The organism is Nitrosomonas sp. Nm132 (assembly GCF_900100485.1).
Classification (GTDB): Bacteria; Pseudomonadota; Gammaproteobacteria; order Burkholderiales; family Nitrosomonadaceae; genus Nitrosomonas.
In genome coordinates this window covers 1-15,575 of the sequence record NZ_FNDH01000006.1, presented here as the reverse complement: position 1 = coordinate 15,575, position 15,575 = coordinate 1, and the positions used below count along the sequence as shown (strand labels likewise).

At 45.2% G+C, this 15,575-nt stretch carries 11 protein-coding genes, 1 tRNA gene and 1 pseudogene; 8 read left to right on the top strand and 5 right to left on the bottom strand.

Features of this window, described 5'->3' with window-relative positions:
* The first annotated feature begins 22 nt into the window (after nt 1-22).
* A complete protein-coding gene (locus tag BLP80_RS03810) occupies nt 23-637 on the top strand; it encodes a calcium-binding protein (protein ID WP_090540316.1) in 615 nt (204 codons plus the stop codon).
* Between the two features lie 136 nt (nt 638-773).
* Here BLP80_RS03810 and BLP80_RS03805 read toward each other — a convergent pair whose 3' ends face one another.
* The 4 genes from BLP80_RS03805 to BLP80_RS03790 all read right to left on the bottom strand — a co-directional run bounded on the left by BLP80_RS03805 (nt 774) and on the right by BLP80_RS03790 (nt 6,491).
* A complete protein-coding gene (locus tag BLP80_RS03805; protein ID WP_176754257.1) occupies nt 774-3,038 on the bottom strand; it encodes a hypothetical protein in 2,265 nt (754 codons plus the stop codon).
* A 151-nt stretch (nt 3,039-3,189) separates the two neighbouring features.
* Nucleotides 3,190-5,658: a TonB-dependent siderophore receptor gene (locus tag BLP80_RS03800; RefSeq protein WP_090540314.1), complete on the bottom strand. Its 2,469-nt coding sequence runs from the start codon at nt 5,656-5,658 to the stop codon at nt 3,190-3,192.
* A gap of 133 nt (nt 5,659-5,791) precedes the next feature.
* Nucleotides 5,792-6,256, bottom strand: a complete 465-nt coding sequence (gene bfr, locus BLP80_RS03795; protein WP_090540312.1) for a bacterioferritin — start codon at nt 6,254-6,256, stop codon at nt 5,792-5,794.
* 10 nt (nt 6,257-6,266) lie between these two features.
* On the bottom strand, nt 6,267-6,491 hold the full coding sequence (locus BLP80_RS03790) for a (2Fe-2S)-binding protein (protein ID WP_090540310.1): 225 nt from the start codon (nt 6,489-6,491) through the stop codon (nt 6,267-6,269).
* A gap of 274 nt (nt 6,492-6,765) precedes the next feature.
* Here BLP80_RS03790 and wecB point away from each other — a divergent pair, with 274 nt between their 5' ends.
* The 7 genes from wecB to BLP80_RS15570 all read left to right on the top strand — a co-directional run bounded on the left by wecB (nt 6,766) and on the right by BLP80_RS15570 (nt 15,359).
* Nucleotides 6,766-7,884 (top strand): non-hydrolyzing UDP-N-acetylglucosamine 2-epimerase, encoded by a 1,119-nt coding sequence (wecB, locus tag BLP80_RS03785; RefSeq protein WP_090540306.1) that lies wholly within the window; start codon nt 6,766-6,768, stop codon nt 7,882-7,884.
* A gap of 68 nt (nt 7,885-7,952) precedes the next feature.
* Nucleotides 7,953-9,401, top strand: coding sequence for a mannose-1-phosphate guanylyltransferase/mannose-6-phosphate isomerase (locus tag BLP80_RS03780; RefSeq protein ID WP_090540303.1), 1,449 nt, complete (start codon nt 7,953-7,955; stop codon nt 9,399-9,401).
* A 292-nt stretch (nt 9,402-9,693) separates the two neighbouring features.
* Nucleotides 9,694-9,960: an FmdB family zinc ribbon protein gene (locus BLP80_RS03775; RefSeq protein WP_090540301.1), complete on the top strand. Its 267-nt coding sequence runs from the start codon at nt 9,694-9,696 to the stop codon at nt 9,958-9,960.
* A 140-nt stretch (nt 9,961-10,100) separates the two neighbouring features.
* Complete coding sequence (gene aspS, locus BLP80_RS03770; protein WP_090540299.1) at nt 10,101-11,891, top strand: aspartate--tRNA ligase; 1,791 nt, start codon at nt 10,101-10,103, stop codon at nt 11,889-11,891.
* Nucleotides 11,892-11,899: 8 nt separating this feature from the next.
* Nucleotides 11,900-12,337 carry a dihydroneopterin triphosphate diphosphatase gene (gene nudB, locus BLP80_RS03765; RefSeq protein WP_176754256.1) on the top strand — a complete coding sequence of 146 codons (438 nt, stop codon included), beginning with the start codon at nt 11,900-11,902 and terminating at the stop codon, nt 12,335-12,337.
* Between the two features lie 100 nt (nt 12,338-12,437).
* Nucleotides 12,438-12,513: transfer RNA gene (locus BLP80_RS03760), tRNA-Lys, on the top strand.
* A gap of 476 nt (nt 12,514-12,989) precedes the next feature.
* Nucleotides 12,990-15,359, top strand: coding sequence for an SEC-C metal-binding domain-containing protein (locus BLP80_RS15570; RefSeq protein WP_176754255.1), 2,370 nt, complete (start codon nt 12,990-12,992; stop codon nt 15,357-15,359).
* Nucleotides 15,360-15,497: 138 nt separating this feature from the next.
* On the opposite strand, the pseudogene BLP80_RS15080 reads toward BLP80_RS15570, so the two are convergent.
* A pseudogene (locus BLP80_RS15080) lies at nt 15,498-15,575 on the bottom strand (IS5/IS1182 family transposase); the annotation flags it as partial.

The window sequence follows — 15,575 nt, the reverse complement described above, 5'->3', positions numbered from 1 at the left end:
TAATGCAATTGGAGGAAACAACATGGCTGTTACTCGCGAACCCCGCCCAAATCTCAGTAATTCTGGGAAAACTTCTGAAATTATTGATGGTATCGAATTTTTTGGCTTTGGTTCAGGCGGATTCGATGAAAATGACCTGCTTATTATTGGGGATGAGGCCGGTAATTTCCTCGAAGGAAATGGCGGCAACGAGGATCATGATAGGATCGAAGGAAATGGCGGGAACGATACGCTTAAAGGCTTGGGAGGTAACGACACTCTGTTTGGCGATGCCGGGGATGATGATCTGGATGGCGGGGAAGGCACCGACAAGCTGTTTGGCGGCGAAGGCAATGATATTCTGCGGGCAGGTCATGGCCATGACAGGATGACTGGAGATAGTGGTCACGATACGTTTGGTTTTTATGCGCCCGGTCATTTTCAGGTAAAAGATTTTGTTATTGGCGAGGACCGTTTCTTCTTTGATTCAGAAGTACTCGGCATTAATAGTATCGAGCAGCTTCTGCCATTTATAACCGGCTTCAATGAAAGGGTTGATGGCGTGACCGTTGAGTTTGGCGACGTAGGCGCTTCCATTGATCTTGTGGGTATACATACCGCTGATATCACCGCAGATATGGTGGTTTTTAATCTCTAATTACTTAGCTAGAGCCAGCTTTGCGAAGCTGGCGATTATAAAACAGAACGGGCCGTGATCAAGAAAACATCAAGATCACGGCCTGTTTTTTTAGAAAAAATACCCGCCATGAAGATTTCATGGCGGGTATTTTGTATTAAATCAACTCTTTTTCATAATTGGCGATAACTGCCAATAGGGCCTCACGAGCAGCGATCGCTTTGTCAACTGCACCTGAAGCACAAGCTTCTTTCAAGTTTTGTAGCGCATTTTCCATTTTTACGCGTTCTAATGAATTTAGACGTAACCCCAGATCCGGAAGAAAGATATTGGCATAAAGCGATAATCCTTCAGCCGCCACTATGGCTCGATCGCGATCCGTGTTAAATGTCGACTCAATATGAGCTAGATTATTGCGAATCTGACCAATGATGCCTTTGCTCATTTCGCTCACAATCTGATTTGCAACCGTACCGGCTAAATCTCCAGCCAACTGGGCTTTAATAAGATTGCTGCCGGTTGGATTGAATTGCGCGATAAATACTTCAATAATCCGGTAGAAAAACACACCTTCAATCTGTTTTTCTCTGGCTTCATCGATATCCCTGTCCCGGTCAGCAATAATGCCTTCCACTTCACGCAATACGCCAATGAGGAAACTTCTAACCACTGGAATAATGATGTTTTCGCGCGCGATCGCAACATGGGTTTTGTCATTGGCATTTTCCTTGCCTAATGCCTCTTTGCCCTGAATAAATGCCAGTGTTATTTGGTCATCCAGGTTGGGGTTGGTGCCCGTCTCAATAGCCAGTCTATCCGCTGTCAGCACCTTGTTTTCTCTGGATGCCGTGCCGATAATTGCCTGATACGCCGCGTACGCCCGATCCCATTCAAGTTTAAGCGCTTCAGGTGCCAGGTTATCAAATGCATCAAGGGCTAGCGTTACCCGGTTATAGATGACCAGGGCGAAAACGCGCTGTAATGTTTTGTCAATGGCTTGTGCAGCCAACGCAACCTGATTTTCATTCCTGATAAATCCGATGGCGGTCAATATATCGCTGTTCATTGACAATCCATAAATGCTATCAGCCAACAGAGTCAATTGTTGCAACTCTCCTTCATATTCTGCAGCGATGGCATCTGCATTAACAGGAATTTGTCTACGTAACTCACCAATAGCCTGATAAGCTGAAACGGCGCTATCAATAAAAGCGGTGTCGCTCGTATTATTATATTTGGCTACATTAAGCTCGTTTTCATAGCTAGCCAGAATGGTTGATATGGCTTGACGTGCTTCTGCCGATTTAGGCGCACTATTTTCACTGCTGGCGCTTTGCAGAAGATTTAACGCATTCTCCAGATTGCTGCGCACGCCAGTACCCAGGCGGAGTTCTACATCCGGTAGAAGGATATTGGCGAAATACACTGCACCTGCAGCTTCTGCCATCGCATGAGCACGATCTTTGCCAATATTCTGTTCTTGACCGTTCATTTCAGCTTTGACCCGGCCAATCAATCCCTTACTTAATTCACTGACGATTTCATCTGCTACAATTCTTGAAGCATTTCCTGTCAGCTGAGCTTTAATGAGCAAACTACCTGCTGGATTATCTCTGGCGATAAGTGATTCAATAATACGATAAAAAATTTCACCTTCTTTTAGCTCTATGGCTGTGGTTTCCGGATCACGGTCTCTATTCTCAATAACACCGGCCACTTCACGTAAAACCGAATTGTAATAGGCGCGAGCTAATGACATCCTGATAGCGTAGCGCTCAACCCCGAAGTTCGCAAAATCTTCGACTGGGTTGCTTTTAGTTAACGTTGCCCTAACGCGTTCAAATGATTCATTAATTAAAATATCCAATCCGGAATTGGCGCCTTCTTGCAGGGACCGTCTATCCGCAGTCAGAACCTGGTTGGCTCTTGCAACCGTTCCAGTAATCGCTTGAAACGATGCGACTGCTTCATCTAACTTTTGAATGAGCGCGGCAGGGGTTCCATCATTAAATTGTTCTCGTATCGTTGCAATGCGATTAAAAATAATTTGATAGAAAACACGCTGCAAAGTCTTGTCGATGACCTGGCCCGCTAACTTGGGTTCATTGTTCTTTTTGATATCATCAATTGCAGCCAGAATATCGCTATCCAGACTCAAGCTATTGGTAGTATCGACTTCCTGAGTAAGGGTTTGCAGCGCACCCGTATAGGCGCCTGCAATGGCATCTGCGTTAATGGGTGATTCTCTTCGCAATGTGCCAATAGTCTTGAAAGCAGAAACAGCCGTTTCAATGGCCTCTTTGCTAGAGGTTGTTTGAAGTGTTGCGGCATGGACAATGCCGCTCTCGTTACTCAACGTAGTAATCCCGCCGTACAGCATCAAGATACTGCCCAGCATGATTAAAAATCTAGATAAAAGCATTTATATAACCCTCCCTTGTTGAAAATAATAACAGTAATACAAATAATAATTATTATCAATCATATAATCACTGTCGCTCGTATTCCTTTAGAATATAAAAATGGATTGGTAATAAATTAGACCTGAAGGGTTTCCAGGTTTAATTTATTAGTTAGAAATTAGCAATCAAGGATGCACGGACTGCAACAGGCGATCCAGGCGTAATATTGTTATTGTTCTGAACCGACGCAAAATATTTTGCATCAAGTAAATTTTCTACATTGATTTGAGCACGGACTTGCTTGCTTAGCTGAGCAAATACGGCTGCATCAACCCGGGTAAAATCCGGGATGCTAACCGTATTATCAGTTGAAGCGAACATACTGCTGCGATAGATGACCCCCACTGCGGCACCAAATCTGGGTGTTAGGTCATATCGGCTCCATGCTGAAAATGTATTGCGAGGAAGTTCACCAACCGTGTTTCCTTTGGGTGCGCCAAGTTGTGAGCTGGTAATTTCGCCAACCTGATAAGCATAACCGCCCATCACGCTCCAGTTTGAAGTTAATTGACCATTGATACCTACTTCGACGCCTTCAGTGCGTTGTCCTTTGGTTAAAAAAGCCCGGGATGAATCATTGGGATCAACTGTAATCACATTGGTACGGTCTATTCGGAATGCAGCCCCCGTTATGGATAGATTGGGACGAATATCCCATTTGATACCGGCTTCCAGATTGGTAAATTTTTCTGGTTCGAGTGTCTGTGTGGTTACAGTCAAAGAGGTCAGTTGTTCGCCGGCGCGCGGCACAAATGCCTGACTGAAGCTTGCATAAACTGAAACAGGTTCGATCGGTTTGTAAATCAAGCCAAATCTTGGTGACAATAAGCCATCTTTGGTTTTCAGATGATCTTGATTACCATTCTTGTCGTGAAAATTTGTCTCGAACAGATCGTAGCGCACGCCGACTATTGCCTGGAGTTGAGGGATGAATTCAATCTGATCCTGGAAATAAAAAGATGTAATATCAACTTTACTGCGGTTATGCGCATCTCCTTCCGCATTAATGAACGTTATGGGAGCATTGGTGATGGGATTGCTGAGAGGAACGCGGAAGCTAGCTCCTCTAGGAGTAAGATCATTATTAAAGAACCCGGTTTCCCGTTTGTTATTGGTGATCTGTTGTCCTATTTCGATACCTGCCAGCAGGGTGTGCGCGATAGGCCCTGTTTCAAGTAAATACAGGAAATCCGTCTGATTGAAAACATTTTCACGGTCAGTGGCATTATTATAGGCACCCAGTGATACCAGGCTTGTAAAGGGAGAGACAGGGCCATTGGCAAACACGTTCTCATAAAATTTATCGTATTGAGCGTAATTTGTCCGGTTACGCAGGGTTATCCCAAGATCGAATCGATGTTCGATCAAGGAATTAAATGATAAAACCTCGACATTAGAATTGCTTCGTCTCGGATCTCCAAAGAATTGGGATCTTTTAACATCTACCGGGCCGCCCTGAAAGGAAGGGATGCCTCGGTCGGCAGTGCGATCGTCATGAAATCGTTCCATATTTAAAACAACTTTGGTGCGGTTAGTGGGTTTAATGGTTACGGTTGGCGAAATACCCAGGCGATTTGAATCTACGCCGCCACGAAAGCTTCCAGCATCTTCAAATAGACCATTTACCCGGAAAGCAACTTGATCATTAATGGCTTGGTTGACATCCGCTGTTATTCTCTTCAGATTAAATGAGCCTCCCTGAAAAGAAAACTCGCGAATGGGTTCCCAGCCTGCCTGTTTGGTCACGCGATTAATCACCCCGCCAGAGCCACCGCGCCCAAAAATCATTCCATTGGCGCCTTTCAGCACTTCAATTCGCTCGATGTTATAGAGATCACGGAAGTATTGAACATCATCACGAACCCCATCAACAAAGAAATCACCCGTTGAGCGATTGCCACGAAAAACCAGGGCATCACGATTTCCCTCACCTTGTGAGACACCGACACCCGGTACATAGCGCACAGCATCGCTTATACTTCGTACTGCCTGGTCCTTGATGAGACCTTCTGTTATCACAGAGATTGATTGAGGCACATCGCGTAACAGCGTATTGGTCTTGGTTGCTGTGATACTGTTGGTGGCCATATAGCGACTCTTTTCGCGATTGGCTGTTATTTGTATCGAGGGTAAGGTCGTGACAACGGGACTCGTTGCGGAACTGGCAGATAATTTTACAAGTGTGAAGCCATCAGCATGCGACATTACCTGCAGCTCAGTCCCGGCAAGTAATCGATCTAATCCGGCTTTGGTTTCATAATTACCCGTTAAACCCTGTGTTGTTTTGCCCTGGATGCTTGCAGCATCAAAAAATATTTTTACGCCTGATTGATTCGAAAACTGATTGAGGGCGTTTTCCAGAGAGCCTGCGGGAATGTTATAAGTGCGTGTAGCAGATTCAGTAACTTCCGGCGATTCAGCAAAAACAATGTTTGGTAAAACAACAGCATATACGAGAAAAAATAATGTCGTATATAAAATTATACGATTGGATTGAGTGCCTCGACATTTGTTTTGCGCTTGAATGAAAGTCTTTATCCAATTCTGAGTAGTAGAAAATACAGAACTAAGGGCAGGCATTATTATTTCCAATAAGATTGGTCAAAGCAAAAGATTGATTTGTCAGGGGGAGGGGATAGCTGGCTGGTTGAGTTGGCTGGCTGATAATGTCGAATGCCGCTGGCAGTGTCCGGCCAGCGACAGGTTAAGAATGTTACATTTGGCTTTGTAGCCAGTTCTGAATACCGACTTTTTGCATGACTTCCAGTTGCATTTCCAGCCAATCAATATGTTCTTCAGTATCTTCCAGAATCTGTTTAAAAACTTCTCGTGAAACATAATCCTGAGCTGTCTCACAAGCAGCAATCGCGGCAATGAGCGTCTCACGTGAAGCACTTTCAAGATTCAAATCGCAGGTTACGCATTCTTGCGCGGATTCGCCAATCAAAAGTTTACCCAGCTCTTGTAAATTGGGTAATCCTTCTAGAAACAAAATACGCTTAATGAGTTCATCAGCGTGTTTCATTTCCTCAATGGACTCTTGATATTCGTGCTCTCCGAGTTTGTTAAAGCCCCAGTTTTCGTACATGCGTGCATGAAGAAAATACTGATTGATTGCAGTTAACTCATGCTGTAACTGGCGATTCAACCAACGAATAATATCTGCATTACCTTTCATAACTCTCTCCTCAAATGATGGACTCGTGGGGACGAGTGGGTTCAGGTGAAGGGGGTTGCGCCAAGGTTTTCTGCTTTCGTGTTTGATCCAGCACCATTTTTGTGTGACAGGCGCAGAGACCACACTGTTCAGTAACACCCAGGCAAGCTTTTAGATCACGCATTCGCTCAGCGCCTTGAAGAACGGCCTCACGAATAGCATGATCAGTAACTCCCTTGCAGACACAAATATACATGAAGCACGCCTTTTGTCGATTGGTTTAGAATTCGTTTGTTAATGATGAGTATAGCGCAAACAATATCGTTAATGAGAATGATTCGTAATTATATTCATATTTGTGGAGAATGCAAGTAGTCATAATTAGCGAGCGTTTTTTTAGTGGTGGTTCAAGATAATAAGCCTATAAAATCGCCTGAATTCTCATCTTTTTCAACTGACGGATGGTTTACAATCAGCGGCAGCTATTACCAGAGACCAGAGACCAGAGACCAGAGAAACCGGGAGGAACCATGTCTAAGAAAATTTATCTCGTTGCGGGTGCACGGCCCAATTTTATGAAGATTGCACCTATCGTGCGGGCATTGCAGAAAAGTGGGGATTTGGTGTATCGAATCGTTCATACCGGCCAGCATTACGACCGGGAGATGAATGATGTGTTTTTTGAGGAACTTGGCATTCCAGAACCCGATATTTTCATGGCAGCAGGAGGAGGTAGCCATTCCCAGCAGACAGCCAAAATCATGCTGGCTTTTGAAGAGTATTGTCAGGCAGAACCACCTGATGCTATCGTAGTAGTAGGGGATGTTAATTCAACTCTTGCTTGTTCAATTGTGGCTAAAAAGCTTCATATCCCTGTAGCTCATGTAGAAGCAGGCTTACGTAGCGGCGATATAAAAATGCCAGAGGAGATCAATCGCCTGGTCACGGATAGTATTTCAGATTGGTTTTTTGTAACAGAACCAAGCGGAATGATGCATTTGCGCCGGGAAGGAAAACCCGATGAAGCCATTTATCATGTCGGGCACGTCATGGTGGATAATCTGCTTTATCAGATTAACAAACTAACCCAAACCGAAATGGAGGCTTCTGAGACAAGCAAATTTAAAGAAGTCCATGCAGCGCAGGCAAGACGCTATGGTGTGATTACGCTCCATCGGCCCAGTAATGTCGATGATGTTGAGGTGCTATCTAATATAAGTAAGGCATTAAAAGAAATTTCTACTGAACTGCCGCTGATTTTTCCAGTTCACCCTCGGACCCGTGATAATTTGAAAAAATTTGATATTGATCTGGGAAGGCATATTACTTTGGTAGGACCTCAAGCTTACATGCCCTTTCTCGATTTATGGAAAGACGCTGCCGTGGTGTTAACGGATAGCGGCGGTTTGCAAGAAGAAACGACTGCATTGGGTGTGCCGTGTATTACCATTCGTGAGAATACCGAGCGCCCAATCACGGTAGAGGAGGGGACGAATACACTTGTTGGGACCGATCCCGCGCGCATTATCGCTGAAGTGGGTAAAATTTTGCGTGGCGAGGGCAAACAGGGGCGTCGGCCTCATTTATGGGATGGTAGAGCGGCTGAACGTATCGTTGAGGTACTTGCCTCAAAGCTTGCGGGTAGTTGAAGTAGCGCTGCTTATGCAAAATGAGCAGTTATAATTTGACATCGTTTTAAGAGATCAGAATTAAAAACATGCAATCGCTGATTCCTGTAGTCCTGTCCGGCGGATCTGGTACGCGTTTATGGCCACTTTCGCGTGAGAGATATCCTAAGCAGCTGTTATCCCTGGTTAATAAAGATTCATTATTGCAAGCGACTGTGCGTCGTTTGGACGGGTTAACAGATGTACGTATCCAAGCACCCATGATTGTATGTAATGAAGAATACCGTTTTGTTATTGCCGAGCAGCTTAGGGTAATCGAAAAAGAATGTAGTATTTTATTAGAACCCGCTGGGCGTAACACTGCTCCTGCATTAACACTTGCTGCATTGGCTGCTGGCCGTAATGATGCCGATCCTGTTTTGTTGGTGATGCCCTCTGATCATGTCATCGTAGATATTCCTGCTTTCCAAACGAGCGTGCGCAAGGGTATGGCCTTTGCCGAGGAAGGGGCAATGGTAACTTTTGGCATTACACCGGACGCGCCGGAAACAGGTTATGGCTATATTCAAGCGGGCGAGGCATTGAAGGAGCAGGATGCTTTTGGTATCACCCGTTTTGTTGAAAAGCCGGGTCAAGCCACTGCGCAAGCCTATCTGGACGATGGTTCTTATTTATGGAACAGCGGGATATTCATGATGCGCGCATCAATCTGGTTATCAGCAATGGAGCAATGCCACCCGGATATTCTGGCAGCATGCCGTGCCGCATGGGATCAAGGCTCGGTAGATGGTGATTTTTTACGTGTGGATAAAACAGCTTTCATGCTGTGCCCAAGTGATTCCATTGATTATGCGGTCATGGAACGATTGACTGAACAGCGTGATGTATTGCCTTCTGGAGTGGTCATTCCGCTTTCTGCAGGATGGTCTGATGTCGGTGCATGGGATTCGCTGTGGCATGTACTGCCCAAGGATGAAACGGGCAATGTGGTGCGTGGAGATGTCCTGTTGCATGAATGCCAGAATACGCTGGTTATTTCCGAGAATCGATTGGTGGCTTGTGTTGGCGTTCACGATTTGGCTGTGATTGAAACACCCGATGCCATTCTGGTTGCGCATAAAGATAGAACGCAAGATGTCAAGAAGATTGTTGATGTACTGAAGCGCAGCGGGCGTGCTGAGGTGCTGTTGCATCGCAAGATATATCGTCCCTGGGGGTGGTATGATGCGGTGGATGCGGGAGAGCGTTTCCAGGTAAAACGAATCGTAGTCAAACCTGGCGCCGCCTTATCATTGCAAATGCATCATCATCGCGCAGAGCATTGGGTTGTCGTGCGCGGGACGGCAAAGGTGATACGTGATGACAACAGTTATCTTGTCAGTGAAAATGAGTCGACTTATATTCCATTGGGCGTTCGCCACCGCTTGGAGAACCCGGGTCGTTTACCGCTTGAGATGATCGAAGTTCAATCCGGCTCTTATTTGGGGGAAGACGATATTGTCCGCTTTGATGACAAGTATGGGAGAAATGAGGGTTAACCAGGGATCTCATCCAATTTATACTCATCACACTTCAAAATTCGGCAGCTATACCTTCTCCCGCTGGGAGAAGGCCGGATGAGGGATTATAAAAACCGAATTTTGAAGTATGATCAGTATAAAAGTAGTTTTTAGGTTTAAGACTTTAAAAAAACGTCGCAGCCTATATATTCTTTCTGCAGATTTTGCGAGTATGTTGAGCAGAACTGTTTTCCTTATTTGAAAACAATTAGACGCAATGGTTAAAGTATAATATCGCTTTTCCCATCTGTAAGATTAATGGAGGTAAATGATGCCTATCTATGAATATATTTGCCGATCGTGTGGCCTGGAAAAAGAACATTTGCAAAAAATGAATGACGCGCCCATTGGAAGCTGTCCTGAATGCGGGAGTAGTGATTATGTTAAGCAGATTTCTGCTGCTGGCTTCCAATTAAAAGGAAGCGGCTGGTATGTTACAGATTTTAAAAGCAAGCCAGCATCGGAAAGCAAGTCAAAACCAGAAACTAAGAGTGAAAGTACTGCCAGTACCGTTTCATCTACCGCTACAACGGAATGATTCGACAGCGCTCTTACATCAACTCGTTGATTGATATGGCCGGTGGTTTGATCACGCATACAGTTAGACTAAGCTTTTTCGCTCCCAAAAACGATGAATCCTTGGATGTTCCTAATTTTTTTACCTAAAACCGATACATTATGCGTACCAACTATTGTGGCGCCATTAATACTCATTATCTGAATCAAACTATTACGCTTTATGGGTGGGTTCATCGTCGACGTGATCATGGTGGTGTAATTTTTATTGATTTACGTGATCGTGAAGGCATTGTTCAGATCGTCTGTGATCCTGAAAATGCTGTAACTTTCCAAATTGCGGAGAAAATTCGTAACGAATATGTGCTTAAAGTAAATGGCGTAGTGCGCCCTCGTCCAGAAGGGACAGTTAATCTGACTATCCATACAGGTGAAGTGGAAGTGCTGGTGAATATGATTGAAATCCTTAATCCGTCACTTACACCGCCATTCCAGATGGATGAAGAAAATTTGAGTGAAGCGATACGCCTGGAGCATCGCTATCTTGATCTACGCCGTCCCGTCATGCAAAAAAACTTGCGTCTGCGTCACAAAGTCACCATGGCAGTACGCTCGTTTCTCGATCAGCAGGGTTTCATTGATGTAGAAACACCGATATTGACTAAATCAACACCCGAAGGTGCGCGAGATTATTTAGTTCCTTCGCGTGTTAATGACGGACATTTTTTTGCGCTTCCCCAATCTCCCCAGCTATTCAAACAACTGCTGATGGTATCTGGGTTTGATCGCTACTACCAGATTACCCGTTGTTTTCGTGATGAAGATTTGCGCGCGGATCGTCAGCCAGAATTCACTCAGATTGATATTGAAACCTCTTTTCTCAACGAAAATGAGATCATGGCCTTGATGGAAGGGATGATTCGCAATTTGTTCCGGGATGCCATCGGTATCGACTTGCCCGATCCCTTTCCTCGACTGAGCCATGAGGAGGCCATGTTTAAGTATGGTTCCGACAAACCAGATATGCGTATACCACTGGTACTGACTGAGTTGACTGAGTTAATGCAGGATGTACCCTTCCAGGTATTTCGTGATGCGGCCCAGAAACCAGGTGGACGTGTTGCGGCGTTGCGCATTCCAAGAGGCAGTGAATTATCACGTAAGGAAATCGACGATTACACGCAATTTGTTGCCATTTATGGGGCAAAGGGCTTGGCCTATATCAAGATTAACAGCCTGGAAAAAGGAATGGAAGGATTGCAATCGCCCATCTTGAAATTTTTGCCAGAAGCTGTTGTGAGCGCCGTTCTGGAACGTACCGGCGCTCAGGAGGGTGATCTCGTATTCTTTGGCGCAGATAAGGCTAAGGTCGTCAATGATGCGTTAGGCGCTTTGCGTGTCAAGATTGGTCATGAACGCGGATTGGCCAGTACTGACTGGAAGCCATTATGGGTTGTCGATTTCCCGATGTTCGAGTGGGACGAGGAAGAAAATCGCTGGAAAGCGCTCCATCATCCGTTTACCTCTCCAGCAGAGGGTCATGAAGATCTTCTTGCGACAGAGCCCGGCAAGGCCTTATCCAAAGCCTATGACATGGTTTTAAATGGTGTCGAGATTGGGGGAGGGTCTGTACGTATTCACCGTCAGGATGTGCAATCGAAAGTGTTTCATGCACTGAATATTTCCGATAGCGAGGCGCAGGAAAAATTTGGTTTCCTGCTCAATGCTCTCCAGTATGGTGCACCTCCACACGGTGGGATTGCATTTGGCCTTGATCGTGTTGTGGCTATGATGACGGGGGCTGATTCGATTCGTGATGTGATTGCTTTCCCGAAAACACAGCGCGCGCAGTGTCTGTTAACTCAAGCGCCCAACGCTGTTGAAGAAAAGCAATTACGGGAATTGCATATTCGTCTCCGTAATCCTGGAGATACTGTTTCCAGGGGTTATTAATTTCAGCGGTGCCGATTTACAAGAAACCTGTTTCTGTTCTGATCATCGTTCACACAGTGAATTTGCAGGTATTGCTGCTGGAACGTGCAGATCATCCTGGGTATTGGCAATCTGTCACAGGTAGTCAGGATCAGGATGAAACACTGCTTCAAACCGCTATCAGGGAGCTAAAAGAAGAAACGGGCCTCGATGCGGCATGTTATGAACTGACTGACTGGCATATACAAAATCAGTATGAAATTTTCCAGGAATGGCGCTGGCGTTATGCTCCAGGTATCACTCAGAATATGGAGCATGTTTTTGGGCTAAAAGTACCCAGAATCATTCCCATCAGCATCGCTGCGCGCGAGCATCTGCGGAGCATCTGGTTACCTTGGGAGGAAGCAGCTGAGAAAGTATTCTCATGGAGCAACGCACAGGCTATCCGTATGTTGGGTTGGAATTAGAGTTTTCCTGAAAATATGACTTTTATTTTGCTCTGTTTTACTTTTGTGACGGATAAAGTATTTCATATTGTTGGATGAATTGATATAATAGCGCGCCTTGGGGTCGTTAGCTCAGTTGGTAGAGCAGCGGACTTTTAATCCGTTGGTCGCGAGTTCGAATCTCGCACGGCCTACCATATAAAAAGAAAAAGCACTTAGCCAGATTCTGGCTAAGTGCTTTTTCTTTTTATGCGCTCGTGTAGATTTTTGTAGGAAAATTTCATCAATACTAACGGGGGGCGCACATCAAAAAATATTTCAGCAATACCCGCCAGCAGCGCATCAGTGTAAATTCTCGCACTATTGGGTACTGCCGGTTGACTCATTTAACGGGTAGAGCGTCAGTGTGTTCATCTTAACCCGAATATTTCATAAATTGGCAAGTGAGGTCACGTGCCAATTTATGAAATATTCGGGCTAGCAACCAATATTGGCCTTTACCGATATGCTGCTTGCTGCCGGAATAAAAAGTGGTAAGTTATGGTGGCATGTGATTGAAGTCAAATTTTCCGTGCTTCTATATGCAACCAGGCTTACAGTATGATCATTCACAGCATTGTTTTTACTTCCAAAAATCTTCACCCTTCTTTTTAATCAAATTAGGTAAAAATTTATGTTAGCACTTACCCGCGTTTCAGAAAAACTTGATAACCTCGTCATGATTGAATGGGCTTTAGATGTCCTGGAAAACTTACCTTCCACAGCCTCGTCTGAGTTTATCCAATTCGCGTCCGAATGGTTCCCTGATTTATTCCTGATCCAGCAGATTGAAAATAATGACATCGATATTTTGTGTCAGCTTTTCAGGAGTTTGCCCACTGAGCGTTTTGCGAATCTGAGTGACATACTGCTTAATCGATGGCTGCAATGGCCTGGGAAATTAGCTTTGGAAGCGACACCTCTCCTGGCTCAATCTCATTCTAAGGAGCTCTTGGCGCTATTCGAAAGGTATCTGGCAAATGTCGAAAACGGAGAACCACTTGATTTCTACCGTGTTATCGCAATGGAACGTGCTGCGTTTCCGGAGGTTAAAAAGTCATATGCAACGTTGGCTGAAAAATTGTGTAAATTGATTCCAGCATCATCGGGTGATGCCTTCTTCAAAGCCTCAATGCCTTCCTCTGTATTATATTTTGCGAATATTCTATCAACAGCATCGCTGCAGTCGATCCTCAAGGCTTCTCTGCAAGTCCAAAAGAATGACGATGACGAAGATGACGATGGAAAAACAAGATTATTGAAACGGTTATTTTCCGGTCTATTCGGTCATTCAGCCTATTTCGAACTCGCCGTGGGCAGACGCAAAGGAATATCCACACAGCGCGTCGAAGCAATGGCAGGTTTATTGAGTACCAATGCCCCTTTCGATCTTTTCGATCAATGCCTTGATAAAAATGGCTCGCTTGCTGATCTCGTTACAATCCTGGAACAAGCACATCAACCGGCATGCAGAACTTTTCTTGCACTCATCCAACCTGAAAATGTGTTAGCCCGGTATTTAAGCAAAGAGATGCGCTATGATGCAACGCTTGCCGCCTGTCTACATGCTTATGAACTTGATGATTTCGATCCATCGGACAAGGATCTCGATCACACGCTGACGCTGCTGGCTATTGATTTAAATTGGCTCCCTCAATTCGATCAACTCATTGCACGACTGCAAGCCTTTCCCCGTCAGGAAACAGCAATCGCTATGATTGATTTGCTAGCCAAAACAAACATGACTTATGGCGGTGTGCATTTGGCAAAAGCAATGGGTAAGCTGCAGTTTGAAGAATTTATACCCTGTTTGATCGAATCAGCTACAGAAGAATCGGATGATTTCTTATGCGAAGCTGCCGAAGAGTCCCTGAAATCAATCGGCACAAAAGCTCAAGAAATGCTGATCGAGCAATGGGACACGCTTGATTTCTCTCAAAGAATCTATGGCTTATCCACTATTGTCGCTATTGGCGGAAAGCATGCTGCCGATTTTACAGTAGACCGCTTCTCAAGCCTATTCGAAGAGGATGCCGAGCGTTGGTGCCAATTAGCTTTGTCAGTGCCGGATCACAGAATGCTCGATTTGCTCAGGCCTCAATTAAAGCGGAAACAACCCTGGATTGATCGCGCCTTCTACATAATCAGCCGTCTGCTTGAACAAGATGATCCTTTATTGGAAACAGTCGAAAAACGCGTACTGGATGATTATAAAATGAGCAAGCTCCGGTTGGAGTCATTCGAGCGTGGTGAATTATTTAGAGATTCCTTATCGCTCAAACTTCGTTGCCCCGAATGCAATGCGATCAATCTATATCATGTCAAAGGCGTGGTGGTTTCTCCTCTTGCTGAGCATCAAACTTCGACTATTCTCATTGCGGATGAGATACCTTGCCTGTCATGTGGCAAGGATGTGGAATTTGAACTCACCCCGGAAGCTAACATGAGCGTAACGGCGCAAATGATAATTGCGGCAGCAGACAGAAAAACCGGCTGGCAAGGAAAATCACTGATTTCATTTCATGATTGCAGAGTGGAGGGTCAGGTTATGCCTCTGTCCGAGGGGTTGAAAATCACGCGCGAACATCTCCAGCGTAACCCCAATGATGTAAAGCACTGGTACACGTTCGGCATACTGCTGTTAAATCTGAATCGGCCCAAAGCGGCAAAGGCTGCTTTTGAAAGATTGCTGCAGATCGATCCGTACATGGCCAATGTTCGTCTTGAGCTAGCAAAACTATTGATTGATCAGGATAATGAAACTGAAGCCTTCGAACTGCTTGCACCCATCCTGGAGAATCGCCCCTTATGGAAAATAATGGGTAACCCCCCTCATTTCAATCAGGACCTCACTAACACCTTCAATCGGCTACGAACCAAGCTCAGGCGAGACGATGTGCCCATGCTGCATCCTTCTTCCCTGACTACGCCTGCTAAAGTTAGCAGAAACGACCCTTGCCCTTGCGGTAGCGGAAAAAAATATAAGAAGTGCTGTGGTGCTTAGCCCGCGATCGGGTCGGGGTAACGGGCGCAATCCCGTTACCCCGACCCGATCCTGCTAACCTAATGTAAAGTTGTTCGCCTCAACGCATTTATTCCTGCGCGGTGATTTTTTTCTCGCACACTAGGGTCTGTTGACATTTCACATAGGTAGCCACAGGTATCCACACGCGATAGCTACCATACTTTCGTAATTTCTCTTGAGTTTGTCGTATCGTGT

Coding starts and splice junctions, on each gene's coding strand:
- BLP80_RS03810 (WP_090540316.1), top strand. CDS start 23: ATGGCTGTTACTCGCGAACCCCGCCCAAATCTCAGTAATTCTGGGAAA.
- BLP80_RS03805 (WP_176754257.1), bottom strand. CDS start 3,038: ATGCTTTTATCTAGATTTTTAATCATGCTGGGCAGTATCTTGATGCTG.
- BLP80_RS03800 (WP_090540314.1), bottom strand. CDS start 5,658: ATGCCTGCCCTTAGTTCTGTATTTTCTACTACTCAGAATTGGATAAAG.
- bfr (WP_090540312.1), bottom strand. CDS start 6,256: ATGAAAGGTAATGCAGATATTATTCGTTGGTTGAATCGCCAGTTACAG.
- BLP80_RS03790 (WP_090540310.1), bottom strand. CDS start 6,491: ATGTATATTTGTGTCTGCAAGGGAGTTACTGATCATGCTATTCGTGAG.
- wecB (WP_090540306.1), top strand. CDS start 6,766: ATGTCTAAGAAAATTTATCTCGTTGCGGGTGCACGGCCCAATTTTATG.
- BLP80_RS03780 (WP_090540303.1), top strand. CDS start 7,953: ATGCAATCGCTGATTCCTGTAGTCCTGTCCGGCGGATCTGGTACGCGT.
- BLP80_RS03775 (WP_090540301.1), top strand. CDS start 9,694: ATGCCTATCTATGAATATATTTGCCGATCGTGTGGCCTGGAAAAAGAA.
- aspS (WP_090540299.1), top strand. CDS start 10,101: ATGCGTACCAACTATTGTGGCGCCATTAATACTCATTATCTGAATCAA.
- BLP80_RS15570 (WP_176754255.1), top strand. CDS start 12,990: ATGTTAGCACTTACCCGCGTTTCAGAAAAACTTGATAACCTCGTCATG.